We start from the raw sequence: 25,753 nt of genomic DNA on the forward strand, positions 1-25,753 counted from the left end.
GGGCTAGCTGCTCACCAGGCCGTTGCGGTAGGCCCAGATCACCACGTGCACTCGGGTGCCGACCTCGAGTTTGCGGCAGATGTTGCCGATGTGGGTCTTGACCGTACTCTGCTCGAGTCGCAGTGATCGGGCGATCTCGCTGTTGCCCAGCCCTGTCGCGAGCAATTGCACCACCTCCATCTCGCGCAGGCTCAGGCCGTGTTGTGGTGCAGCGCTTCTCGCCGATCGCTGTGGTGTCCCTCGTCGCGCGAACTCCGCCATCAACCGTGGGGTGACGCGCGGCGACAGAGCCGCTCCGCCGGCGGCGACGGTCGTCACGGCGTCGGCGAGCTCGTCCGGATCGGCGTCCTTGAGCAGGAATCCGGATGCACCGCTGTCGAGCGCGGCGTACACGTACTCGTCGAGATCGAAGGTGGTGACGACGATGACGCGAACCTCGTCGAACCGCGCCAGGATTTCCCTCGTTGCGGTCAGCCCATCACCGTTAGGCATCCGGATGTCCATCAGTACGACGTCGGGTTGCAGTACCGAGACCTGTTGTACGGCATCGCGTCCCGATGCGGCATGTCCGACGACCTCGATGGCGGAGTGGTCGGCCAGGAACAGCTCGAATCCCTGCCGATCCACCGGTTGATCGTCGACGATCAGTACTCTGATCATGCCGGTACCCCGTCAGGCCGGGAAATTTTGCCGTCGACCGGAAGTCGTGCACGCACCACCCAGCGCCCGTCCTCGCCGAGCTCACTGGGCCCGGCCTCCAGTGTCCCGCCGAACAGGGCTGCTCGCTCCCGCATGCCGGGAATGCCGAATCCCTGCCCCGAGGAATCGCTCTGGCCGGAGGCGGGGGAGGCGATCGTGTTGGATACGGTCACCTCGACAGTCGAGGCCCCGGTACTCACTTGGACGAGCGAGGCGCAACCGGGCGCGTGGCGTCGGGCATTGGACAGTGACTCCTGCACGATGCGAAAGCATGTCAGCTGCACCGCGCTGTCCGTTCGGGCTGCGTCGCCGGTGACGTCGAGGTCGATGGAGGCGAACGACATTCGAGACTGTTCGACGAGGTCGGTGATGTCGGAGATCATGGGCTGTGGTGCGCCGCCGTCATTGTCGGTCGGACGCAGGATGCCGACAATTTGGCGGAGACTGTCGAGGGTGCGTTGACCGTGTCCGATTGCGCCGGTGAGTAGTTCGCGTGCTTGCTCGGGGTCGCTCGTGATGAGAGTCTTCGAAGCCTTGGCCTGGATGAGCATGCCGGTGAGGTGATGGGCCGCGACGTCGTGCAATTCGCGTGCCATGGTGCGCCGCTCGTTGTCCAGAGCTGTCTCCAGGCGTTCCCGGTGCGCCGATTCGGCCCGCCCCAATGCCGCCTCGCTCTCCAGTTCCTGGGCCCGGCCACGTGCGATGTATTTGCCCAGCGCGATGAGCACCGTGTAGTTGATGGCCAGGTTGGCGATCTGTTCGGCCACTACTCCCACGGTTCCGCCAGGTCCGGCTGCTGCGTCGGGATAGGACAGGCGTGTATCGACACTGACCAGTATTTCGAGTATCAATCCGGCACCGAGGGGAACGAAGAGTCTCGGGCCGCTCACGCGAATTGCCAACGCGGCGATCGCGAACCAGTACAGGGGAGTGAAACCCAAAGTGCGCTCGGGTAATACGAGGATGAGTGCCACGCTGATCGCGACCACAGTCGAGTACGAGAACACAGGGTAGGTTCGGCGGACGCAGGTCGCCGCTGTCATCGCCAATACTGCGACGACACTCACCGTGACCAAGGCCGGGCTCTCGACGAGTTCGTCTCTGGTATCGCCGACCATGCCCGTCGAGAGTTGAAATGCGGCGTAGACGACGGTGGCCAGCAGCATCTCGACGGGCAGGACCACCGGATTACGCGGCCGCCATGAGGGGCGAAACGTGTTCGGCATCCGGGACCTGCTCACCATCAGAGTCGACTCCGTTCTCCTGCAATATCTTTCGCGTGCCCAGGGCTCTTGGTTCCCAGCACCCACAGCGGTCCGGTGACGAACCAGAAGAACGTGATGACGCCGAGTGGTTGCACCACAGTTTTCAACGCTGCTGCCTGCTCCGAGTCTGCCACGGTGGCGGCGAGTCCGTAAGTGATGGCCAGTGCGATCGCGGCAGCGCACAGCCATTTCGCGAATCCTCGGATCTCGTTGCGGTAGGCCTGCGGTCCGGTCTTGGGTGGTGTGGACGGTGCCGGTCCTCCCGCGAAACGGTGGGCGAAGCGCACGTCCAGCCAGGCCACGGTGGAGTGTGCGAACACGAGGGTCCAACCGAGATAGATTCCGGCGAGACGGTGAGCGAACTCGACGTCTCCGCCGCGATGCAGATCCAGAGCCACCGCTGCGACGAGGACGAGATCGAGGACCGGGAGCAGGGCAAGAGTGACGGTGCTGGCCGGCCGCATCCGAGCCAGGTAGCGCAAGCACAGGCCGCCGAGGACCAGTACCCAGAAACCGACTTCGCAGACGGCGATGGTGAGCAGGATCGGGTTGTTCATGCCTCGATCTCACCCGAGCACCCCTCGTGCGAACACCCCTGCCGAGGCGTCGTAGCTGGTGATTCCTACCGACGTACGACGCGGCGGTCCACCGAAAGTCGTAGTAGGCCGCGCTACTGTGGAAATACGCATACGGGACACGAAGAGGGAGTCGACGATGGCAGGCAAGAAGATCGACAGAGTCCATGCACAGTCCGCGCTGGAAACGGTTCGCGAGAATCCGGGTATTGCAATGATTGCCGCCGCACCAGCATTGGTGGTGCTCGCAGTGGTGTGGTGGCTTCTCGGATTTCCCGCCGCGCTGATTCTGCTGATCGCCGCAGGCGGTGCCGGATACCTGTATCTCCGGAACCGCTAGTCGGGTCTACGCGCCGTCGGAATCGGCGCGGGGGATGCAGAATTCGGTGATCGTGGCGGTACTTGCTGCCAGCTCGGCCCAGCTGCATTCGGTGGTCAGCACGGCGATTGCCGAGGTGGGGAAGCGGTGTCGCACTTCGCGGGCCACGTCGGTGTCGTCGTCGACGGCCAGTTCGAGTGCCGTCCAGGGAATTCCGGGCTCGTGCCCGACGACCAACAGTGTCGAGACGGTCACGTCGTCGAAGTAGGTGTCCGCCAGTTTGATTTCGTCGATGATCTCGTCGGCCGATCCACCGTAGATGTCTCGCTCGAAACGGGTGGGTGCATCGCCGAGGCCGGTGGCGGCCAAGGTCTCGCGAGTGCGCAGAGCCGTCGAGCACAACACGGCGTCGACGGAGCCGACGTGCTCGGTGATCCAGGCTCCAGCCAGTCCTGCCTCCCGTTGGCCGCGCGGAGCCAGTGGCCGCTCGTGGTCGGGCACGCCGTCGGGATAGCCGGATTTTCCGTGCCGCATCAGCACGAGAGTCCTAGTGGTCGCCATGCCGTCCACCGTAAACGGTCAGGGCAATCTCATCGGGAACGACGTTCGCCGGCTCGGGGAAAACGAACTTGCGCATTGCCCACCACCGGAAGGCGGTGGCGAGCAGGGTGCCGACGATGGATCCACTGACGAAGTCCGCGATGTTCTCGGTGATGAAAGACACGTTGGGAGCGCGCAGATCCAGCACGTAACTCGACACCCAGAGCGGCAATTGGTTGATGGCCAGACCGGTCCCGGCGACAGCGAAGAACAGCGCCGCTTCGTGATGACGACGTCGTCCGCCGCGGGCAGTGAACGACCATTCCCGGTTCAGAACGTACGACACGATCGTTGCGATCAGCACGGCCAGAACATTGGCTGTCACCGGCTTGTCCTGCAGGATCGTCCACTTCAAGCCGAAGAACAGCACGACGGTCACGACGAAGGTGATTGCTCCGACGATGAGGAACTTGAGAGCCTCGGCGTGCTTGACGAGGGGCGCGAGCCAACGCTCGGGAACGTGGTCGGTGAGGCGGTCGGACACATGCATCCCATCGACGGTACCTCGAGTAACGGGTTGCGTAGTCCCATGAACGATATGCTCGCGGCACTATGGGCCGCCCGAAAACCAGTGCTCGCTTGTCCGTTCTGATCGTCTTCTTCGTCAACGGCGCCGTGTTCGCCAACTGGGCACCCCGCATCCCCGAGATCCAGAACTCGTTGTCCATCGACGTCGCCACGCTGGGTTTCGCCCTCGCGGGGGTCGGTGTCGGTGGGCTCGCCGCAGCACCCGTTGCGGCTGCGCTGGTACGCCGGTTCGGCAGTCGGTGGACTGTTCTTGCGTCGGGACTGTTGTTGTGCGGGGCGTTCGTGCTCCCCGCTGTGGCGGTGTCGTGGTGGACGTTGCTGGCAGCTCTGGTCCTGCTCGGCGGGGCCGACGCGGTGATGGACATTTCCATGAACGCTCAGGGAGTGCTGGTCGAGGAGCGTGCCGGTCGATCTCTGCTCAGTGGCTTTCACGCGGCGTGGAGTGTGGGGGCTGTGGTGGGCGGAGTGACGGGTGCCGCGGCCGCAGGTGCTCGCCTTCCGGTCGCGGTGCACTTCGCCTGCGTCGCCGTGGTGTTGGTTCTGGCGCTCGCGGCGGTCGGCCGGGGTTTGCTGGGTCCGGATGCGCGGCCGGACGAGTCCGCCGACGGGCCAACTCCTCAGCCGGCCGTCGGCCGTCCGATTGCGGCGCTCGCAATGCTCGGTGCGGTGGTTCTGCTGGCCGGCTTGATGGAGGACTTTCCGCAGTCCTGGAGTGCGGTGTACATGACGACCGAGGAGGGTGCCGGTCCTGGCGCTGCCGGTCTGGCGTTCGTCGCGTTCTCTGCAGCGATGTTGGTGGGACGCCTGGTGGGTGACCGGATCGTGGATCGGTTCGGACCGTCGTCGGTACTGACGGGTGGCGCAGCGCTGGTAGCGGTCGCGTTTGCGGGCATCGCGGGGCTGTCGGTGCTCGCCGTCGACGTGCCTGTACTGGTCATCGCTGCATTCGCGGTCGCCGGCCTGGGGTCGAGTCCGCTGTTTCCCATCGTGTTCAGCCTGGCCGGGCGGCTTCCCGGTGTCTCGTCGGCTGCGGCGATCTCGACCGTCTCGCTGATCTCGCGTGCCGGATTTCTGCTGGCACCGTTGGTGGTCGGGCGGGTCGTCGAGGCATCGGGCTTCGGGTCGGTATTGGCCGCGATCGCTGCCGCGGGCGTCGTCGTCGCGCTGATCGGGTGGCTGTACGGCCGCAAATTCCCAGTGCAGTCCACCTGATCTCGACCAGTCGGAGAGTCGAGGTGAAGCCGACGAGTCTCGGTTGGCGTGAGCTGATCGGGAAATGTCACCGTGACTGCGCGGTACTGAATTTTGGTCTCGTGCGTGATAGACAAAGTCCGGAGTTACGGTCTCGGCGGGGTGAGAGGCCATATGGGAATGGCGAGACGCGATGCTGTATGCGGCGATGAGTGAATGGTGGTGACTTGATGGCGACCGATGCCGACTCTGGTCTCCGTGACAAGTCCCGCAGGCGGGCGCTGTCTGTCACCGGTACGGCTGCTCTGGCGCTCGCTCTGGTGGCCGGGTGGGTCGTCGTTTTCTTCATCGGCTTGGTGGGTGCGCTGTGGCGTTTTCGTGAGCCGCACGCTCCGGCACCGATTCTCACGATGCACGATCAGTGGACCGATCTCGCGGTCGGCGCGCTACAGGTCGCGGTGGGTGCGATAGCGATCGGCGCGGTGTATCTCGCGCGGCGACGGACATTGCCGGCGGTGCTGCCTCTGCGGCATGGCTCTGCGCGCGAGGCTGCGTTGACATGGTGTGCTGCGATCGGCGCGGCGTCGGCGACAGTGCTCGTACTGTCTCGACTGGATATACTCCGGTTCGGGTTCTCGATCCCTGCATCTGTCGAATCCGATTGGCTGGCAGTCGTTTCGGCGCTCGCTGTCGGTCTGAGGGAAGAGCCGATTCTGGTAGCTCTTCCGGTTCTGCTGTTGGTGGGCAGGATGCCGATCTGGGCGATCATGGGGTTGTCGGCAACGTTGCGGGGCTTCCTGTACCTGTATTTCGGCGGCGGCGGGTTCCTCTGGGCAGCGCTGTGGGGTGCTGCGGCGGTGTGGGTGTACTACCGATATCGGCAATTGTGGGTGCTGATCGCCATTCATGGATTCGTGATGAACATTCAGGTCTTCGATCGGGTGATTCCGTCCGACAATTCGGCGACGGTGCTGCAGTGGATCAACATCTTGATCCTGTTCGCCGCCCTGCTGTGGTGGATCACGCCCCGCGCTCTCGATGCGTTCCTGCCGAATACGGTGGCTGTCCGGTACAACGATCGGACCGTCGAGACGACGCCGATGGTGACCGAAGTCGTGTTGAATCCCGAGAACCTGAACCCCGACCGATCCAGAAACGAACCGCCCGTCAAACCCTGACCATGCGCGCTTCGTGGCATTCCCACGTCGGGTCGAAGCGGACTTCGCCGTCCAGCTCGAACCCGTTCTTGCGATAGAAGGCAACCGCGCGCTCGTTGGCCGCGGCCACCCACAAATACGCAGCGGGAGTGTCCTCACCTAGTACGTCGTTCATCAACGCCAGTGCAATGCCGGTGCCGTGGTGTTCGGGAAGAACGTTCAACGACCACAATTCTCGTGGCGCGGGCGGGTTTTCGTCGCGCGGGGGTCCTCCGGTCGCGAAGCCGACGACGCCTGAATCGGCGACGTCTATTGCGCATCGGGTGCGAACTCCGCGCGCCGACGACTCGTCGCGGTGGGCGATGATCTGCTCCCACCGTTCGATGCGATGCTCGGGCCTCATCGCATCCAACTTCGCATCGTTCATCATTCCCGCATACGTTGCCTTCCATATCGCAACGTGTGCGGTGCCGATCCGATGCTCGTCGCCGGGCCGAACGTCGCGGATCGAGTAACTGCTCATCGTGTCGTTATACCGGCCCGAACTCGGTGAGTGAATCGAATTTTCTCGTCGGACCCCTCTCGTATTATCGAATGCATGTTCGATACCGGGGGGTGGGGAGCGGCGGAGACGCCGTCGGTCGATGACTGTATCGCGGGGTTTCTCGATGTCATCGCGCTCAGCCGTGTTCAGGAAAACCTGGCACGGGCAGCGACTGTGCTCGCGTATTGCGACGTACTCGAGATGCGTCTCGAGGCCGCCGAGGCCACTGACGGAGATCCCGGCGAGACCGTCCGCGGCGCGTTGTGCGACTTGGCCGTCACGATGACCGGCACGCGTCGCGATGCGTCGGTGGTGCACGATGTCGCCGAGCGTTTACATCGAATGCCGTTGACGGCCTTGCGTTTCGTGACCGGTAGCTTCGACTGGTCGACGGTGGTCACCATCACGTCGGTGTTGCATCGCGCCAGTGACGAGACCATCTCGACAATCGAATACGAGGTTTGCGCCGCAGGGGGTCGAATGCGCCCGCAGGCTTTGCGGAACCGAATCTGGCGGTTGTGGATGAAGGCCGATCCGGACGGTGCCGAGCAGGCCCGTGAGATCGCGAAGTCCGAAGAGGTCGGAGTGCGGATCGACCGCCCCGGTCCTGGGGGTATTTCGTCGCTCATTGCAAAGATCACGGATCTCGAAGCGGCCGAGGCGGATGCACTCATCATCGAGATTGTGGGGACTGTCTGCAAGGACGATCCGCGGTCGACGGGGATGCTGCGGGCCGCCGGACTGATGGCTTTGCTGCACGCCGAGCATTCGCTGGTCTGCCAGTGCGATCTCGGTGACGAGTGCCCGGTTGCCGGTGCCGCCGATGATCTCCCTCCTCGGCGCGGGCATCTCCTTCAGATCGTGGTGGCGGTGGAGACGCTGCTGGGACTGTCCTCGGATCCCGGGACCTTGGCGGACGGGACGCCCATCGATCCGGAGGTGGCGCGCGTCGTCGCCACCGACGCGAAATGGCAGGCGATGCTGACCGAGTTGGTCGACATGCTCAAACCCGAAGAAAACAGTCCCGGCGACGACGAGGGCGGTGACGGCGGTGACGGCGGCGGCGAGGGCGGTGAGGGCGGTGACGGCCCGGTTGGCGGTGACGGCCCGGTTGGCGGTGACCCGAAAGGTGGAGGACCGTCTAGCAGAGGGCCGGATGGCGGTGACCCGGACGACGTGAATCCCGATGGCAATTCCGGTCCCGACGACGACGTTGGTCCCGACGCCGGTCCTGACGGCGTTGGCGGTTCCGACGGCGATGCCGGTCCTGACGGCGATGCGGGTCCAGGCGGCGGCGACCAGGACAATCGTCGCGGAGGAGGCCCGGACGGCGTTGGAGGCTCGCAGCGCGGTGAGTGCAGCGGGCGAGACCCGGGTAGCAGTAGGTACCCGGACAGCAGACACGACTCAGGCGTGCGGTTGTCGACCGGTTTGTTGCTACGTCGAGTGGTGGGCATCGGGCGCGTGCGCGGCGCCGGCGAGCTTCCGTCGATACGCGGGGCAGGTGGCTGTGCGCGTTCACCCGCAGCCCCTGTGCTGGGGGAGGAGTCTGTCCGCGATGGGCTGGTCGCGCGGTGGCTCGCCTGGATTGCCGAGAAGCCCGAGCGTGCCCGGGGCATCTTTCCCGACGGCCACGGCGGGGAGTCCGGTCCGTCTCAGGCTGCGGTGACCTATCGACCCAGTGCCCGTGTCGCTGCTGTCGTTCGGGCCGCGTATCGCACGTGCACGTTTCCCCAATGCGACGTGCCGTCGGCGCGGTGCCAGATCGATCATCTGGTGCCGTTCGATCAGGACGATCCGCGGCGGGGAGGTTGGACCATCGTGACCAATCTTCAACCGGTCTGCGTGTTCCATCATCAGGCCAAGACCTCGAAAACGTGGTCGGCGGCGATGATGGCCGGAGGGGTGATTCTGTGGTCGAACTCGCTCGGTTTGCGCTCGATCACGTTGCCGGACTTCTCGATCGGATCGCCCGCGGGTCGCAGCAGACGTCAGAAACGGTCTGCGGAACCGGTGAGATCCCTGTCCGAACCGACCCGATGGGAACTCGACTACAGCGGATCCGCACCCCCGACGCTCGCGGACTTCCGTACTGCCTCGACGGACTCGGCAAGGAAGAGGCTGGCAGAGAAGAGGCGGGCCTATCTCGAGCATTGCCGCGTTGTACACGCACGCATACGACAGGACTGGAGTCGATACGATCCCGCGCCCTTCTGACGCCGGCACTGCCGGTGCCCGAAAGGTGGTCAGGGCCACGCACCTGCTACCTTGAACGCCGTTCAAGTATCTGGGGCAGGTGATCGCCCCTTCTTCGAGGAGCCACCGTGTCAGGTATCGACAGCAGTACTCGCCCGCCGAGCCGTAAGGTCGGTCGAATGAACGTCTCCGCCCGCGACATGGCGCAGATCGCGGTGTTCGCGGCGCTCATCGCCGCGCTCGGATTGCCGGGATCGATCACAGTGGGCTTCTCCGGAGTCCCGATCACCCTGCAGACCCTCGGCATCATCCTGGCCGGCGCAGTTCTGGGGCCACGCAAGGGTACGGCCGCAGTACTGGTGTTCCTCGCCCTGACGATGATCGGCCTGCCGCTGCTGGCGGGCGGACGCACCGGCCTCGCGGCGATGGCCGGCCCCACCGTCGGATACCTGATCGGCTGGATTCCGGCAGCGCTGATCATCGGCTGGCTCACCGCCCGCATCCTGCCGAAGTACTCGATCGTGCTCGGACTGCTGATCAACGCAGTCGGCGGGATCCTCGTCATCTACATCTTCGGCACCATCGGATTGCTGCTCCGCACCGACGTCGGGCTCTGGGCCGCGATCACCACCAACGGTCCGTTCCTGCCTGGCGACATAGCGAAGGTCGTCGTCGCCACGGTCGTGGCCAAGAGCGTGCACCGCGCCTACCCGGGACTGATCAAGGCGTGATTCCGACGCTGGGAGGTCGAGACCAGGACACCGCCATCGTCTGGCGCGGTCGCAGTCTCACCTACGCCGAACTCGACGCCGCCGTCGAGCAGTGGCCTCACCTCCCGGCACACGCCCAATCACACGACGCATCAGCACTGGATCTGCCGGACGCATTGGTCTGCGTTCTCGCGGCGGCTCGGCAGGGGAGCGCCGTGCATGTCGAGGACCCGGCGGCCAGGCCCGAACGCGGCGGCGACCATGATCCCGATGCCTTCCTGCTGGTGGCGACCTCCGGTTCCACCGGCCGACCCAAGCCGCTCGCGCGCACCGCGTCGTCCTGGCTCGACAGCTTCGCCGAGTTCACCGACATCACCGACATCCGTGCCACCGATTCGGTAGCGATCACCGGCCCCCTGCACGCCACGATGCATCTGTTCGCGGCACTGCATGCGCTGTGGCTGGGTGCCTGTGTCACCGACGACCAGGCGCAGGCCACGGTGGTACATGCGGTCCCTGCGGTGTTGCGGGACGTCGCCCCGCAGATGCCGCACCTTCGGATCGCGGTCGTTGCTGGGACGATGCTGGACTCCGTTGCGGCCCAGTGCGTTCCGGCCAGTGTGAGACTGATCGAATACTATGGGGCCGCCGAGTTGTCCTTGATCGCAGCGAGGGTCGTGGGTGAGCAGCCGTCACTGGCGCTGCTTCGCGACGTCGAGGTGCGCACCGACAACGGTTACCTGTTCGTGCGGTCCCCCTACGCCGCCCTGAGTGCACGTGATTGGTTCGCCGTCGGCGACCTGGCCGACGTGCATGGCCGGGAGCTCGTCGTCCACGGGCGCGGAGATGCGGCGATCAACGTCGGCGGCACCACCGTCATCGCCGAGGACGTCGAGCGAATACTGGTCTCGATCGACGGCGTCCTCGCCGCCGCGGCAATCGGGACCCCGCACTCCGTTCTCGGCGAAACAGTCTCTGCTGTCATCGAACTCGATGGTTCGCGCGATCTCGACGTGGTGCGCGCCGATGCCCGAGCGATCATGGCCAAAGAGGCACTACCGAGGCGGTGGACGGTGGTACAGCAGTTGCCCCGCACCGCCAGCGGCAAAATCGCACGAGGGGCCCTACTAGCCAGAGGGGCACTGGCATGACGCCCACACCCGTTGTAGTCGCGGGTAAACGCACCGCGATCGGTATCGCAGGGCACGGGTTCGCCGATGCCACGGCACCGAACTTGGCCGTACCTGTCCTGAAAGCTGTTGCCGCAGAGATCGATCCGCTCGGTGTTCCGATCGACGACGTGATTCTCGGCAACTGCCTCGGCCCAGGCGGTGACGTCGCCCGAGTGGCGGCGTTGGGTGCCGGGCTCGGCGTCGCCGTCCCGGGAGTCACCGTCGATCGCCAGTGTGGATCCGGGTTGGACGCGCTCGCCCAGGCCGCGTCGCGTATCCGGAGCGGCGACGAGACGATGATTCTGGCCGGGGGAGTCGAATCTGCCAGTACCAGCCCGTGGCGGTTCTGGCCGCCCGTCGGCGACGCGGAGCCTGTCCGCTACACCCGAGCGCCGTTCGCGCCCGACGGGTTCGACGACCCCGACATGGGGGTTGCGGCGGATGACCTCGCCCGGCGTCGTGGGATCGGTCGCGAACGCCAGGATGCCTATGCCGCACGGTCTTTTGCGCGAGCGGCAGCGTACGACTTCTCCGCCGAAATCGTGTCTGTGAACAACATGGCTACCGACGAGCGCATTCGGCCCAACATGACGACGCAGCGTCTGAGCAGGCTGCGCCCCACGTTCAGCACGGACGGGACCGTGACCGCGGGTAACTCGTGTGGAATCTCCGACGGCGCAGCCGTTCTGGCGGTGACCAGCCTCGACCGAGCCGCAGGCATGCCGGCACTGCGCATTCTCGGCAGCGCTGTGGCCGGGTCCGATCCTGCCCTCCCCGGGCTCGGACCGGTACCCGCGATCGACAAACTGCTCGCCCGCACCGGGGTGGCGCTGAGCGACATCGAAACAGTCGAGATCACCGAGGCCTTCGCGTCGGTCGTACTCGCTGTCGCGGACGAACTCGGTATCGACGAGGACCGCATCTGCCCGGACGGTGGCGCCATCGCAATGGGGCATCCGTGGGGAGCGTCGGGCGCAATATTGTTGGTGCGGTTGCTCTCTCGTATGCTGCAGCCCGGAGGCCCCGCGCTGGGGTTGGCGGCCTGCGCTATCGGCGGCGGGCAGGGAATAGCAATGCTGGTGGAGAGAGTGTCATGAGTACGGTCGCCTTCGAGAACATCTCTCACGCCTTCGGCGAGCGCCAGGTGCTGCGCGGCATCGATCTCGAATTCGACGAACGCCGTGTCGGCATCATCGGGTCCAATGGGTCGGGGAAATCCACGTTGGCCCGTATGATCAACGGGTTGATCAAGCCCGACACCGGCCGGGTCACGGTCGACGGCGTCGACGCGGCCAAGAAGGGCGCGCAGGTTCGCAAGAAGGTCGGCTTCGTGTTCACCGATCCCGACTCTCAGATCGTCATGCCCACCGTCGCAGAGGATCTCGCGTTCTCGCTGCGGAGGTCCGGGCTCAGCAAGACCGAGGTGGCCGAGCGTGTCGACGAGATGCTCGTCCGGTTTCGACTCGATCGGCACCGCGACCACCCTGCGCATCTGCTGTCCGGTGGGCAGAAGCAGTTGCTAGCCATCGGGGCCGTCCTCATCCGGCGGCCGGAGGTGATCGTCGCGGACGAGCCGACTACGTTGCTCGATCTGCGTAACGGTCGCGTCGTCGCTGAGGCCTTGAATTCAATGGACCAGCAGGTCATCGTCGTGACTCATCAGCTGGCGTTGCTGGACGGTTTCGAGCGCGTCATCGTCATCGACGACGGGCGCATCGCATTCGACGGCACCCCGGCTGCCGCAGTACCGGCCTACCGAGAGTTGATCGGATGATCGGTCTCTACCGCCCCGGTGATTCGTTGCTGCATCGGATGAGTCCGGGATCGAAACTGCTGGCGCTGATCGTTGCCATTCTGGCGACGGTGATTTTCGCACACACACCGCTCGAGGTCGGTGTGGTTGCCGTGATGGTCGCAGTACTGTTCGCGGTCGCCCGCATTCCGGTGAAAGTCGCTCTGGCGCAACTGCGTCCGGTGTTGTGGATGCTGTTGATCATCGGAGTGTTCCAGGTGATCATCACCACCTGGCAACGCGCAGTGGTGGTCTGCGGAGTGCTGATCGTCTCCGTCGCGTTGGCCGCATTGGTCACGCTGACCACCCGTGTGACCGACATGCTCGATACCGTCACCCGAGCTCTCGGTCCCGTCCGCCGCTTCGGCGTCGACCCGGATCGTATCGGTTTGCTTCTGGCCCTTGCGATTCGCTGCATACCGTTGTTGGCGTCGATCGTGCAGGAAGTGTCGCAGGCCCGAAAGGCCCGCGGCCTGCAGTGGTCGATGACTGCCCTGGCCACACCGGTGTTGGTGCGTGCGCTCCGCACTGCCGATGCGATGGGCGACGCGCTGGTGGCGCGTGGTGTGGACGACGACGGTGTGGACGACGACGGTGTAGATGATGACGAGTGATCTTCTCACCACACGGATAGCGCAGCACTGCGATCGGTCAGACATCGCAATCGTCGACGCGACAGATCGGATCACGTACCGGGATCTGTGGCGTCGGGTGGAAAGAACCGCCGGGTCGATGGCCGGGATGCATCGAATCGCGGTGTTGCCGACGTCGGACATCGAGTCGCTGATCGTCGTCGCGGCCGCGATGCATGCCGGCGTGAGTGTCGTTCTGCTGCACAGACATCTGCTACCCGGCGAATTCGCCGACGCGATGTCGGTCACTGCACCGTCGCTGATCGTGGCGCATCCGCGTCAGCGCGCACGATTGCACAGATGGGGTGCAGACACAGTTCTGGCACCCCGGCAGCTCGCCACCGACAATTCCGTGAGCGTGGACTCACCCGCAGGTTGCGCCGAACTGCTCGTAGGCGTCACGTCCGGAACCACCGGCCCACCGAAACTGTTCGTTCGTGATCAGGCGTCCTGGGCAGCCACGCTCGACCGTTCCGATTCTCTGTTCGATCTCGGTCCGGGCGACAGAGTGTCTGCATCGGGAACTCTCGATCACACGCACTTTCTCTACGGTGCGTTGCACGGGCTGACCCGAGGCGCGACGGTGGACCTGCGCACGGCGGCTGCTGCTCTCGAAGATGCTCCGACACATCTGTATTCGGTACCGACGATCGCCTGGGACATCGCGCGGTCGAACGTGCAGTACCCGAGCGTCCGCGAGGTGCTCTCGTCTGCGGCGCGATGGCCGCAGTCGGGTCGGGCGGCACTTGCCACGGTGCTACCGAACGCGACCATGACGCACTTCTACGGCGCGTCGGAACTGAGCTTCGTCTCCTACGACCGTCGAACGTCCGAGGGGGCGGGGATCGAGGGGGCGGGGATCGAGGGTGCGCTGTTCGACGGCGTCGAGGTGGAGACCCGGGGAGAACTGCTGCACGTGCGCAGCGACATGCTGTTCGACGGCTATCTGAGCCGGGTGGGCGAGCACACCATTCTGACGGACGGGCCGGTCGACGGGTGGATGACGGTCGGTGATCGCGGCAGTGTCGACCAGGGCCGGTTGACCTTGCTCGGCCGCGGTAACGAGACGATCGTCCGAGCCGGACTCATGGTCGAGTTGCCCCCGATCGAGGCGGCGCTGTTATCGGTCCCCGGTGTTCTCGACGCCGGAGTGCTCGGCCTGCCCGATGACCGAGCGGGGGAGGTACCGGCCGCCGGAGTGGTTGTGGCACAGGACAGGTCAACGACGGTGGCGCAGATACGGCGGCACCTGCGTTCGTTGCTGCCGGGCCCGAGTCTGCCCGTCGTCATGGCAATCGTCGACGGTTTGCCGCGTACCCCGCGGGGCAAGCTCGATCGTCAGGCCTTGGGTGCAACCTTGGCGACGGTCCGAACCGTCGGCTCGCCCGAGGCCCCGGTGACGACGAACCAGACGGTGAGCGCTCCGCCCTCGTAGCGGTGACGCAGCGTCACGCGTTCGTTTGCCAGTACCGGCGTGAGGTATTCGATGACGGCGCGGTGGGGCGCTGCGGCCAGATGCGGCAAGTCGACCAGCAGTTCTTCGACCGCATGCCAGTACGCCGCGTTGTTGAGATGATTGAAAGGGTCGATATCGGTTGCACGCAAAGGGAATTCGATGTCGCTCTGGGACTGCGACGGTACCGGTTCGGTCAGCCACGCCTTCCAGCGCAACCGGTGCTGATCGGTGGTCTTGGCCAGCATCTCCAGTGCCCCGTCGCTGATGCGCGTCGGCATGCCGGTGTCCTTGCTGATGTTGATCCAGAAGCCCTCGGTTTCGATGCGACCACCCTTGGGGGTCGTCACCGCCACCCGCATGTTGGACCACCGCGTCGACATCGAGGAACACCAGCGCCGCAGGTGCACGCGGTCGGGAAAGTGGATGGGCTCGAAGACGTCGATGACGGTGCGTCGGACGATCCACATCGGGTCGGTCTTACCCAGAGGGGTGGCGTCGAGATTGTCGGTGCCGATGTCCTGCAGGTAGCGCGCGACCCCGTCGAACCGGAGACGGTTGTTGGGGTCGATGTCGCCGGTACGTACCGGCCAGCTCGTCTCGAAGCCCTCGCCGGGCGGCGGCTCGGGTGCCAGTTCGTCGTCGAAGCCGGCCGGTTCCACGCGTGCATTGGTCACGTCCGCACTGTACGCGGGTGGACCCACGCGATACCCGTTACAGGATGTGGCGGGCTCGCATTCCGTCGAACACCGGTGCCACCCGTACCACGTCACCGGTGGTGGGCGCATGCACCATCTGCCCGTTGCCCATGTAGATCGCCACGTGTCCCGGGCCCGCCGCGCCCCAGTTGCCGAACAGCAGATCGCCCGGCTGGGCGAGGGCCATCGGCACCTCGGTGCCCACGTTCCACTGCGTCTCCGATGTACGCGGCAGGGTGACCTTTCCGCCCGAGGCCTTGAACAGTGCGTAGGACGTCAGGCCTGAGCAGTCGAATCCGCCGCCGGACGGCCCGTTGATGTTTCCGCCGCCCCACACGTACGGAAGTCCCAGGTAGTCCATCGCCAACTGCACTGCCCGCCCGCCCATCCCGGTGAGATCGAGCCCGGCGAACGGAGTGAGGATGGCCGCGAACTGCGCCTCGGTGGCCCGGATGCGCGCTACGTAGGGCTTCGTCTGCGTCTCGTAATCGACTGTCCCCGAGGGCATTCCACCCGAGCGCAGCACTGCGCCCGCTCCGGCGTTGTATCCGGCGAGGGTGAGGTCCGTCGTGTCACCGGATACCTTGCCTGCGCGCTTCCAGCCGTCGACCTGCCCGTAGATGTCGCACAGCATCGTCCCCGACGCCATGACCGAGTCACCGATGCTGTTGACGTCGACCACGCCGTTGCCGTCGTAGTCTTTGCCGTAGGTTGCCCAGGTTCCCGGCATGAACTGGCCGGGTCCCTGTGCACCGGTGCTCGATACCGGAGCTGTCGGGCCGTACCGGAATCCGTTCTCTGCGGCATAGAGTGCGGCAATCGTTGTGGCCTTGACGCCGCCGCAGATGTTGCCTGCCTTCTGCAACCACGGAACGAACGCGGTGATCGCTCCCACCGCACCCAGACCGATCGGACCGACATTGATGCCGGTGAACGTGATGGGTAGACCGGGAAAGAGTGCTCGCCGAATGGCTTCGGCCGACGCCATGAACGCCGTCTGGGTCGCGATGTCGGCGGCGGTGTACGTCCGGCCGGCGAATTGCAGAGCGCCGGTGGCGAGCCCGGCGACGGCGCTGGATGCCGTACCGGACGAGAAGACACTGAAGGGAAGCGGGGCGCTGGGAGTGATCGCAGCTGCCGGGGCGGCCGCGGCCGCCCCGGCAGCTGGGGACACCGCCCCGGGCGCTGCAGCGCCTGCAGCGGCGATAGCGTTCGGCGTCTCGATGTCGGCAACCGCGGGCAGGTCCGGCAGCATCGGTTCGACGGCGGTGTGCAGTCCCTCGGCGGCGTCGTTCAGGGTCCGGTCTGCGACGTCGGCGGCGGGTTCGGGCATGGTGCCCATCAGGTCTGCCCATTGATCGGACATCGTTTTGCCCTGGTCCTCGGCAGCGGCAGCGACCGCGGCTGCCTGATCCTTCACCGCCTGATTCTGCAGTGGAGCTGGGGCGTCCGTTCCGGCGACTGCGCCTGCGGCAGACACGATGACGGCAACGATGACTGCGAAGGGATCGCCTGCCATGCTTCGACTCCTGTTACTCGATCGTTCTTCCCCGAGCCAGGAGCTGTGATCAGACTCACCCGGGTGCTGCAACCATCATGCACGGTGCAGCCGATCGACTCATGAGTTTTGCGAAACTGTCAGAGCTGCGAAACTCAGAGCAACGAGCCCCAGTAGTCCGAGAACCGGATTCCGATGAGCGCGACGACGATTGCGTACCACACGGCGAGCAGCGTCCACCGCCATTCGAGGAAAAGACGGCCGACTGTGCCCGGGCGTTCGTCCGGGTTACTGGAGGCGGTACTGATCGTGCGGCTCAGAGCCAGCACGAACAGTGGCATCGTCACCGCCCACACCACCATGCAGTACGGGCACAGGGCACCGATCTCGTAGAGGCTCTCGAAGATCAGCCAGTGCACGAACACTTCGCCGAGCAGCAGGCCGGCACTGAGTCCGAGCCAGAACCAGTGCGGGAGTTCGACGCGGCCGAGCCACAGGACACCGGCGACGAGGGCGATGGAGAACGCCACGATTCCGAGGATCGGATTGGGAAATCCGAGCAGAGCGGCCTGTTTCGTCACCATCACCGACCCGCACGAGAGGACTGGATTCAGGCTGCACGACGGAACGTAGGACGCGTCTTCGAGGAGCTTGAATCGTTCGATCGTCAGGGTCAGTGCGGCGAGGAGCCCCAGTGCGCTGAAGAGTGTGAAGACAGCAGCGCCGGCGCGAGTTCTCATGGTCGGTTACCGGTTGCTGCTCAGTTTCCGGCTGCCGCGGCGGCAGCGAGGATGTTCTCGGGTGTCGGGGTGGCGACGTCGGTGCCGTTGACGCGGACGCTCGGCGTTCCGTTGATGCCTTCGCCGATGACGGTCTGCGTCTGGGTGGTGACCCAGTCCGTGTAACTACCGTCGGTGATGCACGACGCGGTGGCGGGGGAGTCGGCACCGGCTGCGGCGGCGATCTCGACGAGCTTGTCGTCGGGCAGACCGTTGCCGTTCTCGGCGGGCTGCTCGGCGAACATCGAGTTGTGCCAGTTCATCCAACTGTCCCGATCGTTCTCGGCGACGCAGATCGACGCGCTCGCAGCGCGGGTGGAGTACATCGTGCCGTTCGAGAAGCGGTCGAGAATGGAGATGGGACGGTAGTCGACGGCGACATTGCCTGCGTCCGCCAGCTGCTGCAGAGTCGATCCGCTGACCGACTCGAATGCCTTGCAGGCCGGGCACTGGAAGTCCTCGACGACGCTGACGACAGTGGTGGCGTCGGGGTTGCCGAAACGAATGGCACCGTTCGCGGTGAGCGACGTGGGCGTCAGCTGTGGGCCCGATGTGGAACTCGCGTCGGGTGATGCCTCACCCGACGTCGAATCCTTGTTGACGATGAACAGAGCAATGGCTGCAACGAGCGCGATGAGAACGACTGCGACGACGATCTGGATCAACGTTCGGCGATTCTTGTCGCCGTTCTGCATTGCCCTGATGTCCTTGGACGCTCTGCTGTCTCTCGGTGCCTTGTTGCTGGTGTTCACGGCGACCAGTTTATGCAGGGCAACCTGAGTGTCAGATGAGAGCAGTATCAGGTAAGTGCCGTATCAGGTAAGTGCCGTATCAGATAAGTGCTGCGAGTCGTTCGATTGCGAATCGGTATCCGTCGATGCCGAGTCCGGCGATGACTCCGCTGGCGATCGGAGAGACGAAGGAGTGGTGCCGGAAATCTTCACGGGCGTGCACGTTGGAGATGTGCACCTCGATGATCGGGACCTCGGGGATGACGAGGGCGTCACGCAGTGCCACCGACGTGTGAGTCAGTCCGCCGGGGTTGATGACGATGCCCGACGCCACCCCGCGTGCCTCGTGGATCCAGTCGATCAACTGTCCCTCGTGGTTGGACTGCTCTGCTTTCACGTCGAGTCCATGTGTGGCAGCGGTCTTCTCGCACAGGGCGACGACGTCGGCCAGGGTTGCGTGGCCGTACACCTCGGGCTGGCGGGTGCCGAGCATGTTCAGGTTGGGACCGTTGAGCACCAGCACTTGCTTGGCCATGACGTCACTCACTTTCTTGCTGGGCGAACTACCGAGTCGATCATTTCACAGCGTGGTTGACACAATTGCCCCGTGAGCATTGGGAAGACGGTGACTACGGGGAGAACCGTATGGGTGGTGTGGGGCATCGGTGTCTTCGCGTATGTCATCGGGGTGTTGAATCGAACGGCCTTCGGGGTCGCAGGGCTGAGCGCTGCGGACCGGTTCTCGATCTCCCCGTCTCTGTTGTCCTCGTTCGTGGTGCTGCAGGTGGTCGTGTACGCGGCGATGCAGATTCCGGCCGGAGTGCTGCTGGATCGGATCGGTTCGCGCAAGATGATCGCCGCCGGTGCGTTGATCATGGCGTCGGCGCAGATCACGTTGGCGCTCACCGATTCGCTGCCGGTCGCGGTGGCGGCGCGTGCGTTCGTGGGCATCGGCGACGCGCTGACCTTCATCTCGGTCCTGCGTCTGGTGCCGCGTTGGTTCTCGCCGCGGCGGGTGCCGATCGTGTCGCAGTTGACCGGGCTGCTGGGTCAGCTCGGGCAGGTGCTCTCGGCCGTGCCGTTTCTGATTCTGTTGAACGGGCCGGGGTGGACGTTCGCTTTCGGTAGCGCGGCGGCACTGGGGGTGCTCGCGCTCGTCCTGGCACTCGCTCTGATTCGAGATCGTCCCGACGACAGCACTGTTCCGGAACCGGAGCCGACGTCGTTGCGGCAGACGCTGGACTCCATCGGCGAGGTGTGGCGACGACCGGGGACGCGGCTCGGATTCTTCTCGCACATGGGGACCCAGTTCTCGATCACCACGTTCGCCTTGTTGTGGGGTGTGCCCTACATGACCACCGCTCAGGGATTGTCGGCGTCGACGGCCGGAGCGCTGCTGACGTTGTCGGTGCTGTCGGCGGTGGCGTCGGGCATCGTGCTCGGTTTGCTCACCGGGCGCTACCCGATGCGTCGATCCTGGCTGGTGCTGGCGATCATGGTCAGCAACGCCACGATGTGGGCCATCGTGCTGTCGCTGCCCGGACCTGCGCCGCTGTGGCTGCTCGTTCTTCTCGTCGTGGTGATTTCCGTGGGTGGGCCGGGGTCGGTGATCGGATTCGACCTCGCCCGTACGTTCAATCCGAGTGCCAATCTGGGGACGGCTCAAGGAATGGTCAACATCGGCGGTTTCCTGGCATCGCTGTTGGTCATCGCTGCGATCGGGTGGATTCTCGATGCCATGGGCGGTTACGACTTCGACAGTTTCCGGGTCGCGATGCTGGTGCAGTTTCCCGTGTGGATCATCGCGATCGTCGGGGTGCTGGCGACGCGGCGCAAGACGCGCAAGGTGCTCGCGGCCGACGGCATTCACCCGCACACGATGCGTGAGGTGCGAGACCGGATTCGCCGCAAATAAACCTTTGCTTAGTCGGCTTTCTGCGAGCATGCTGGTGGTCCGAATATTGTTGTAGGACACAAGCAAACGTTACGTAAAGGTGCAACAAAGAGATGGTAAGCGAGCCTGAAGTGACCGCGGGACCTGACATGACCGCCGAACCTGGAGTCACTGCGGTCAGCGGCGAGTACTCGCACCGCGAGATCATGACCATTCTGTCGGGCCTGATGATGGGTATGTTCCTGGCGGCTCTCGATCAGACCATCGTGTCGACGTCGGTCCGTACCATCGCCGACGACCTGAACGGGTTCTCCGTTCTCGCCTGGGTGACGACGGCGTATCTCATCACGTCGACTGTCTCGACCCCGCTCTACGGCAAACTCTCCGATCTCTACGGACGCAAGCCGTTCTTCATGACGGCCATCTCGATCTTCGTCGTCGGGTCCATGCTGTGCGGCATCGCGACATCGATGTACGAGCTGGCCGCTTTCCGCGCCGTCCAGGGGTTGGGTGCAGGTGGCTTGATGTCGATGGCGTTGGCGATCATCGGCGATATCGTGCCCCCGCGTGAGCGGGCCAAGTATCAGGGTTACTTCCTGGCTGTGTTCGGTACGTCCAGTGTGCTCGGACCGGTGATCGGCGGTCTGCTGGCCGGGCAGTCGTCCATCCTCGGTATCACCGGCTGGCGCTGGGTCTTTTACATCAACGTTCCGCTGGGAATCATCGCGCTCGTCGTCGTGTGGCGGGTGTTGAACCTGCCGGTGTACCGCCGCGAAGCGCGTGTCGACTGGTGGGGCGCAGTGCTGCTCAGTGTCGGGCTCGTGCCGCTGCTGATCATCGCCGAGCAGGGCCGCGTCTGGGGATGGAGTTCGCCGCGGGCACTGCTGTGCTTCGGAATCGGCATCGTGGGCGTCATCGCGTTCGTGCTCGCCGAGATCAAGATGGGCGACGACGCCCTGATCCCCATGCGGTTCTTCCGAAACCCGTTGTTCTCGTTGTGTATTGCCGTCAGTGTCATCGCAGGCGCAGCCATGTTCGGCGGCATCTCGTTGCTGCCGCAGTACCTGCAGGTGGTCAAGGGTTCGTCACCGACTCTCGCCGGCTACCAGACCTTGCCGCTCGTCGGCGCTTTGATGATCGCGTCCATCGTGTCGGGCTCGATCATCTCGAAGACGGGGCGGTACAAGATCTTTCCGATCGTCGGCACGGCGCTGATGGCCATCGCCATGTTCACGTTCCACTACGTTCATGCCGACACCCCGTTGTGGCAGACGATGGTCGTGATGGGCGTGTTCGGTCTCGGTCTGGGTTCGATGATGCAGCCGCTCACGTTGGCCATCCAGAATGCCATGCCGCCCAAGGACATGGGAGTATCCACCTCGGCGGCAACGTTCTTCCGCCAGATCGGTGCCACTGTCGGCGTGGCGGTGTTCCTGTCGATGCTGTTCACGCAGCTGACCCCCAAGACCGGCGATGCGTTGGTCGCCGCGAGTTCGACGCCCGCGTTCCAGCAGGCCGTGCAGAGCGCGGCCACCAGTGCCGATCCGTTGGAGTCCGGCTTCGCGAAAGCCATCGCCTCGGGTGATGCATCCGTTGCGGGTAGCGCCTTGCAGGACAGTTCGTTCATCCAGAAGCTCGATCCCGCGCTCGCCGAGCCATTCCGTATCGGCTTCTCCGATGCGATGGACTACGTGTTCCTGGCCGTATCGATCCTGATGCTCCTCGGATTCGTCCTGGTGCTCTTTCTCAAAGAGGTTCCGTTACGAACGATGTCAGGCCTGGCCGCGGCTCAGCAGCAGCGCGACGAAGAACGAGCGAACGACGTGGGCACAGGTTTGCATTGATGGCGTGAATTCGCAGAACTGGGGGGATCCGGTGGGTCGTCTGGCCTACGTCGCCGGCCGAGTTCTACCGCACTGTGCCGGTCGCCGAGCCGGTAATGGTCCCGGGTACCTCGCATGGTGTGTCGGTCGAGAAACCCGCGTTGTGCGCTGCGATGTCGGTGGACTTGTTCACCCGTGATGCGGTGCAGACAATCGCGCCCATCCGCCGAACTCGATCTGTGGTCACGGGTTGTGACGCAGGCCGTCGAACAGTGCGTCCAATCCGCGATCGAGTTCGTGGGCACCGTCGTATGCGGTGATCAGTGACGGCAGGACGGACATGATCGGAAAATCCTCGACCGGGAGTCTGCGTAACGCGAGGCTGAGCCTGTCGACCGTCTCGTCCGGCTTGTCCGTTGTCTCCTGCGTTTCACTGAGAACGTGTCCGCGGAGCAGCGACATCAGCAATCGGTAGGCCGAGAGTGCCTCGGGGACAGTGAATCCCGCGGTGGCGAGCAGGCTCAATATGCCTTCGAGTGACATCAGGGACCTGGTGGTGCCCAGGCCCAGTGGAGTTGCTCGTGGCCGAGTCGCCAACAAAATGGCCGCGCGGGGGTGTGCCAACGCGAGTTCGCGGTAGTGCCGGCCGAAGATCGTGAGCTGCCGTCTCCAGTCGGTGTCCGATCCGTCCACCGACACGAGGTCGCCGAGAATCGAATCGGCAACGGCGTCGAGTAGGGCTTCCTTGGTGGCGACGTACCGGTACACGGTCATGGGGTCGCGATCGATCGAGACGGCCAGGCTGCGGATGGTCAGGCTGTCGAGTCCGGTGCTGTCGATGATGGCGAGGGCGGCCGACACGACGAATTCGTGGTCGATTCTGTCCCGTGCATGCTGGCTGCTGCGATCCGAGGGGGTCATCACGTTGCTTCACCATTTTCGGTTATTCGGATAAGCGGCGTGCCGACGGTTTTCGGTCGAAAAACAATCTTATTGTTCACCAACGCTTTTCGCTTGACCCCCGACCCTACACATGGTGTGCTGTAGTTCTACACCGTAGAGATACGGGGAAACTCGCTGTTGCGGAGTGGGCCACGAGCCTCCGCGCCCCCTCTACCCATGTCGCGCGGTTGAACAGCCAGCCGGCGACGCCATCGAACTACGGATACCGCGAGACCTCGGCGCCCCTGGATCGTTCCAGTGACCATCGTCGATCGTCGTGGTACCTCTGCAGACCACATCGAATCTCGTCGGGGGAATCGATATTTTAAATGCTTTGTGCGACAACAAGTCTCACTGGCACCTCCTCGAGCAGATCGGTACACATCATGTACTCTCCGCAACATCGTCCTGCGCCGTCCACATCCCGACGCAAGGGCTCGGCCTTGATTCCCCTCGTCGGTACCGTCGCACTGGCGACCACCGCGCTCATGCTGGTCAACGCCTCATCGGCCGATGCTCAATCGCCTGCTGTCGTTGTCCCCACCGTCGGTCTCGGTGCCGCAGACCCGTACGCAATTCTTGCCGGTTCCACCGTGACCGACGCGGGCGGATCGGACATATCCGGCTCCGTGGGTGTGAGCCCAGGTGACGGGAACCCTTCGAGCGTCAGCGGCCTGCTGCAAGGCCAAATTTCCAACGGCGTGATCGATGACAAGAACGAACGGGCCTTGAATGCGAAAGCTGCTCTGCAGGTTGCGTACACCGACGCTGCCAACAGGTCTGGTCCCGAACTGGTTCCAGTCGAGCTAGGGGGCACCACACGGTATGCCGGTCTGTACAAGGGCGACACGCTCGGACTGACCGGATCTCTGCCTCTGACGCTCGATGCGCAAGGCAATTCCGCTGCGGTCTTCATCTTCCAGGCTGGATCCACTCTCATCACGGGCTCGAACAGCAGTGTGTCCCTGATCAACGGGGCCAGCCCGTGCAACGTGTTCTGGCAGGTGGGAAGCTCGGCCACTCTCGGTACCGGCACCGATTTCGTCGGCACGATCCTGGCGCAGGCGTCGATCACTGCGACGACGAATGCCGATGTGAGGGGTCGACTCCTGGCTCTGACCGGTGCAGTCACCCTCGACTCGAACACAATCAGCAATGCGGAGTGTGGGATCACCCCACCGGTTACGACCACGACGCCGCCGGTCACGACCACCACTACGACGACGCCGCCGGTCACGACGACCACCACGACGACGCCGCCGGTAACCACGACAACGACGACCGCACCGGGTGGCGGCGGCGGTACACCGGGCGATGGTGGCGGTAATCCGGGTACACCGGGTGATGGTGGCGGTACACCGGGTACACCGGGTGATGGTGGCGGTACGCCGCCGATCGTGATCGAAGTACCCCCGATTCCGGGCCTGCCACCCATTCCCGGTGTGCCGCCGGTGATCACGCTTCCGCCGATTCCGGGTATCCCGAACGTGCCGGACAACCCGAACACACCGGGCGTGCCTGAGAAGCCGAACACCCCCAATACTCCGAACACCCCGAACACCCCGAACACCCCGAACACCCCGAACACCCCGAACACTCCCAACACCCCGAACACCCCGAACACTCCTGACCAGCCGCGCACCCCGGGCACGCCCGAACAGCCGGGTGGCCCTGACCAGCCAGGTACGTACAACCCCGGCGGCCAGATCACGCAGATTCCCAACGGCGGAGTCGAAACGGGCGATGGCAGCACCAGCGTGCGGCCGAGTGCGTCGTCGATGACATCGATGCTGAGTGTGCTCGCGGTCCTTGCTGCAGGCGGGGTTTCGGCCCTGGCGCTCAGCCGTCGTCGTCGCTGAGTAACACGTGAACAGTGAGATCCATACTGCTGCACAAGCATCCCGCACTGTGACCCGTCGCCGGGTTGCAGTGCGGGCTGCGGCAGCAGCCTGCTTGATGGCGGTTGCACTGGTGTCGGGGTGTGCGACACCGGCCGATGAGCCCGCTCCGACTCGAACTCCAGCAACGACATCGGCTGAAGTTGTTGCTCAACCGAATTCGGTCCCTGCCCAGAGCGGTGGTTCGGCCGATGGTGTCGCATCTCCGCCCGAACGTATCGAGATCGATGCGATCGGTGTCGATTCCGATGTGATGGACCTCGGGTTGAATCCCGATGGAGCAATGGAGGTCCCGCCGGGCGGTTTTCCCGCAGGCTGGTACACCGGATCGCCGATTCCGGGTCAGCTGGGACCGTCGATCGTTGCCGGCCACGTCGATTGGGCCGGTAGCCCGGGTGTCTTCTACCGACTCCGCGAACTGGAGCAGGGAGACGATGTGTCCGTCACTGCCGAGGATGGAAGCACCATCCGGTTCGTCGTCAGCGCTGTGGAGCAGTATCCGAAGGATGCCTTCCCCACCCAGAAGGTGTACGGCGACCTCGACCACCCAGGGTTGCGTCTGATCACGTGCGGTGGCCAATTCGATTCGGATGTAGCGAGTTACGAGGACAACATCGTCGTCTACGCGGATCGGGTCTGACGCTCTGCCTTTCGAGC

At 64.5% G+C, this 25,753-nt stretch carries 26 protein-coding genes; 14 read left to right on the plus strand and 12 right to left on the minus strand.

Features of this window, described 5'->3' with window-relative positions; translation table 11 throughout:
* Positions 1-3 precede the first annotated feature (3 nt).
* From QM588_RS15165 to QM588_RS15175, 3 genes are read right to left on the minus strand one after another with little or no spacing between them, the layout of a single operon-like run.
* Positions 4-660, minus strand: coding sequence for a response regulator transcription factor (locus QM588_RS15165; RefSeq protein WP_283314440.1), 657 nt, complete (start codon positions 658-660; stop codon positions 4-6).
* Entirely contained in the window at positions 657-1,943 is a 1,287-nt protein-coding gene (locus QM588_RS15170; protein ID WP_283314442.1) for a sensor histidine kinase, read from the minus strand. Before QM588_RS15170 ends, QM588_RS15165 begins: the two co-directional genes overlap by 4 nt.
* Positions 1,943-2,521, minus strand: coding sequence for a hypothetical protein (locus tag QM588_RS15175; protein WP_283314444.1), 579 nt, complete (start codon positions 2,519-2,521; stop codon positions 1,943-1,945). The genes QM588_RS15170 and QM588_RS15175 overlap by 1 nt, the downstream gene beginning before the upstream one ends.
* A gap of 157 nt (positions 2,522-2,678) precedes the next feature.
* On the opposite strand from QM588_RS15175, the gene QM588_RS15180 reads away from it, so the two are divergent.
* Positions 2,679-2,879, plus strand: a complete 201-nt coding sequence (locus QM588_RS15180) for a hypothetical protein (protein ID WP_222072580.1) — start codon at positions 2,679-2,681, stop codon at positions 2,877-2,879.
* Between the two features lie 6 nt (positions 2,880-2,885).
* Here the strand turns inward: QM588_RS15180 and QM588_RS15185 are convergent, their stop codons facing one another.
* Together QM588_RS15185 and QM588_RS15190 are read right to left on the minus strand one after the other, a co-directional pair.
* Positions 2,886-3,419: a SixA phosphatase family protein gene (locus QM588_RS15185; RefSeq protein ID WP_032390682.1), complete on the minus strand. Its 534-nt coding sequence runs from the start codon at positions 3,417-3,419 to the stop codon at positions 2,886-2,888.
* Positions 3,406-3,948, minus strand: coding sequence for a GtrA family protein (locus tag QM588_RS15190; RefSeq protein ID WP_283314448.1), 543 nt, complete (start codon positions 3,946-3,948; stop codon positions 3,406-3,408). The genes QM588_RS15185 and QM588_RS15190 overlap by 14 nt, the downstream gene beginning before the upstream one ends.
* A 62-nt stretch (positions 3,949-4,010) precedes the next feature.
* Here QM588_RS15190 and QM588_RS15195 point away from each other — a divergent pair, with 62 nt between their 5' ends.
* Positions 4,011-5,198: an MFS transporter gene (locus tag QM588_RS15195; protein ID WP_283314449.1), complete on the plus strand. Its 1,188-nt coding sequence runs from the start codon at positions 4,011-4,013 to the stop codon at positions 5,196-5,198.
* A 209-nt stretch (positions 5,199-5,407) separates the two neighbouring features.
* On the plus strand, positions 5,408-6,355 hold the full coding sequence (locus QM588_RS15200) for a CPBP family glutamic-type intramembrane protease (RefSeq protein WP_283314450.1): 948 nt from the start codon (positions 5,408-5,410) through the stop codon (positions 6,353-6,355).
* Here the strand turns inward: QM588_RS15200 and QM588_RS15205 are convergent.
* A complete protein-coding gene (locus QM588_RS15205) occupies positions 6,345-6,857 on the minus strand; it encodes a GNAT family N-acetyltransferase (RefSeq protein WP_283314453.1) in 513 nt (170 codons plus the stop codon). The two genes, QM588_RS15200 and QM588_RS15205, sit on opposite strands and share 11 nt — an antisense overlap.
* A 75-nt stretch (positions 6,858-6,932) precedes the next feature.
* Here QM588_RS15205 and QM588_RS15210 point away from each other — a divergent pair, with 75 nt between their 5' ends.
* The 7 genes from QM588_RS15210 (at position 6,933) to QM588_RS15240 (ending at position 14,815) form a co-directional block, all read left to right on the plus strand.
* The gene (locus tag QM588_RS15210; RefSeq protein ID WP_283314455.1) at positions 6,933-9,095 is read left to right on the plus strand and encodes an HNH endonuclease signature motif containing protein; all 2,163 of its coding nucleotides are present in this window, start codon (positions 6,933-6,935) and stop codon (positions 9,093-9,095) included.
* Positions 9,096-9,253: 158 nt separating this feature from the next.
* Positions 9,254-9,805 carry a biotin transporter BioY gene (locus tag QM588_RS15215; RefSeq protein ID WP_371828234.1) on the plus strand — a complete coding sequence of 184 codons (552 nt, stop codon included), beginning with the start codon at positions 9,254-9,256 and terminating at the stop codon, positions 9,803-9,805.
* Positions 9,802-10,935: an AMP-binding protein gene (locus QM588_RS15220; RefSeq protein WP_283314459.1), complete on the plus strand. Its 1,134-nt coding sequence runs from the start codon at positions 9,802-9,804 to the stop codon at positions 10,933-10,935. The genes QM588_RS15215 and QM588_RS15220 overlap by 4 nt, the downstream gene beginning before the upstream one ends.
* Complete coding sequence (locus QM588_RS15225; RefSeq protein WP_283314461.1) at positions 10,932-12,053, plus strand: thiolase family protein; 1,122 nt, start codon at positions 10,932-10,934, stop codon at positions 12,051-12,053. The genes QM588_RS15220 and QM588_RS15225 overlap by 4 nt, the downstream gene beginning before the upstream one ends.
* Complete coding sequence (locus QM588_RS15230) at positions 12,050-12,730, plus strand: energy-coupling factor ABC transporter ATP-binding protein (protein WP_283314462.1); 681 nt, start codon at positions 12,050-12,052, stop codon at positions 12,728-12,730. Before QM588_RS15225 ends, QM588_RS15230 begins: the two co-directional genes overlap by 4 nt.
* Positions 12,727-13,362, plus strand: a complete 636-nt coding sequence (locus QM588_RS15235) for an energy-coupling factor transporter transmembrane component T family protein (protein WP_283314463.1) — start codon at positions 12,727-12,729, stop codon at positions 13,360-13,362. Before QM588_RS15230 ends, QM588_RS15235 begins: the two co-directional genes overlap by 4 nt.
* On the plus strand, positions 13,352-14,815 hold the full coding sequence (locus QM588_RS15240) for an AMP-binding protein (protein ID WP_283314465.1): 1,464 nt from the start codon (positions 13,352-13,354) through the stop codon (positions 14,813-14,815). Before QM588_RS15235 ends, QM588_RS15240 begins: the two co-directional genes overlap by 11 nt.
* On the opposite strand, the gene QM588_RS15245 is transcribed toward QM588_RS15240, so the two are convergent.
* From QM588_RS15245 to aroQ, 5 genes are all read right to left on the minus strand, one after another.
* Positions 14,719-15,510, minus strand: a complete 792-nt coding sequence (locus tag QM588_RS15245; protein ID WP_081701724.1) for an acyl-[acyl-carrier-protein] thioesterase — start codon at positions 15,508-15,510, stop codon at positions 14,719-14,721. The genes QM588_RS15240 and QM588_RS15245 overlap by 97 nt on opposite strands.
* A gap of 37 nt (positions 15,511-15,547) precedes the next feature.
* Entirely contained in the window at positions 15,548-17,050 is a 1,503-nt protein-coding gene (locus tag QM588_RS15250; RefSeq protein ID WP_283314466.1) for a C40 family peptidase, read from the minus strand.
* 134 nt (positions 17,051-17,184) lie between these two features.
* Positions 17,185-17,769, minus strand: coding sequence for a vitamin K epoxide reductase family protein (locus QM588_RS15255; protein WP_283314467.1), 585 nt, complete (start codon positions 17,767-17,769; stop codon positions 17,185-17,187).
* Between the two features lie 20 nt (positions 17,770-17,789).
* Positions 17,790-18,560, minus strand: coding sequence for a DsbA family protein (locus QM588_RS15260; protein ID WP_283314468.1), 771 nt, complete (start codon positions 18,558-18,560; stop codon positions 17,790-17,792).
* A 79-nt stretch (positions 18,561-18,639) separates the two neighbouring features.
* On the minus strand, positions 18,640-19,074 hold the full coding sequence (aroQ, locus tag QM588_RS15265; RefSeq protein WP_283314470.1) for a type II 3-dehydroquinate dehydratase: 435 nt from the start codon (positions 19,072-19,074) through the stop codon (positions 18,640-18,642).
* Between the two features lie 72 nt (positions 19,075-19,146).
* Between aroQ and QM588_RS15270 the strand changes: the two genes are divergently transcribed.
* Together QM588_RS15270 and QM588_RS15275 are read left to right on the plus strand one after the other, a co-directional pair.
* Positions 19,147-20,454: an MFS transporter gene (locus QM588_RS15270; protein ID WP_442972931.1), complete on the plus strand. Its 1,308-nt coding sequence runs from the start codon at positions 19,147-19,149 to the stop codon at positions 20,452-20,454.
* 128 nt (positions 20,455-20,582) lie between these two features.
* Positions 20,583-22,277, plus strand: a complete 1,695-nt coding sequence (locus QM588_RS15275; protein WP_283314471.1) for an MDR family MFS transporter — start codon at positions 20,583-20,585, stop codon at positions 22,275-22,277.
* A gap of 222 nt (positions 22,278-22,499) precedes the next feature.
* Here the strand turns inward: QM588_RS15275 and QM588_RS15280 are convergent, their stop codons facing one another.
* Positions 22,500-23,177, minus strand: coding sequence for a TetR/AcrR family transcriptional regulator C-terminal domain-containing protein (locus QM588_RS15280; protein WP_283314472.1), 678 nt, complete (start codon positions 23,175-23,177; stop codon positions 22,500-22,502).
* A 407-nt stretch (positions 23,178-23,584) separates the two neighbouring features.
* Between QM588_RS15280 and QM588_RS15285 the strand changes: the two genes are divergently transcribed.
* Together QM588_RS15285 and QM588_RS15290 are read left to right on the plus strand one after the other, a co-directional pair.
* Positions 23,585-25,057: an ice-binding family protein gene (locus QM588_RS15285; RefSeq protein WP_283314473.1), complete on the plus strand. Its 1,473-nt coding sequence runs from the start codon at positions 23,585-23,587 to the stop codon at positions 25,055-25,057.
* A gap of 49 nt (positions 25,058-25,106) precedes the next feature.
* On the plus strand, positions 25,107-25,736 hold the full coding sequence (locus QM588_RS15290; protein WP_283314474.1) for a class F sortase: 630 nt from the start codon (positions 25,107-25,109) through the stop codon (positions 25,734-25,736).
* The last annotated feature ends 17 nt before the right edge of the window (positions 25,737-25,753 follow it).

Source organism: Rhodococcus sp. IEGM 1354 (genome assembly GCF_030056855.1).
In the GTDB taxonomy this organism is placed as follows: Bacteria; Actinomycetota; Actinomycetes; order Mycobacteriales; family Mycobacteriaceae; genus Rhodococcoides.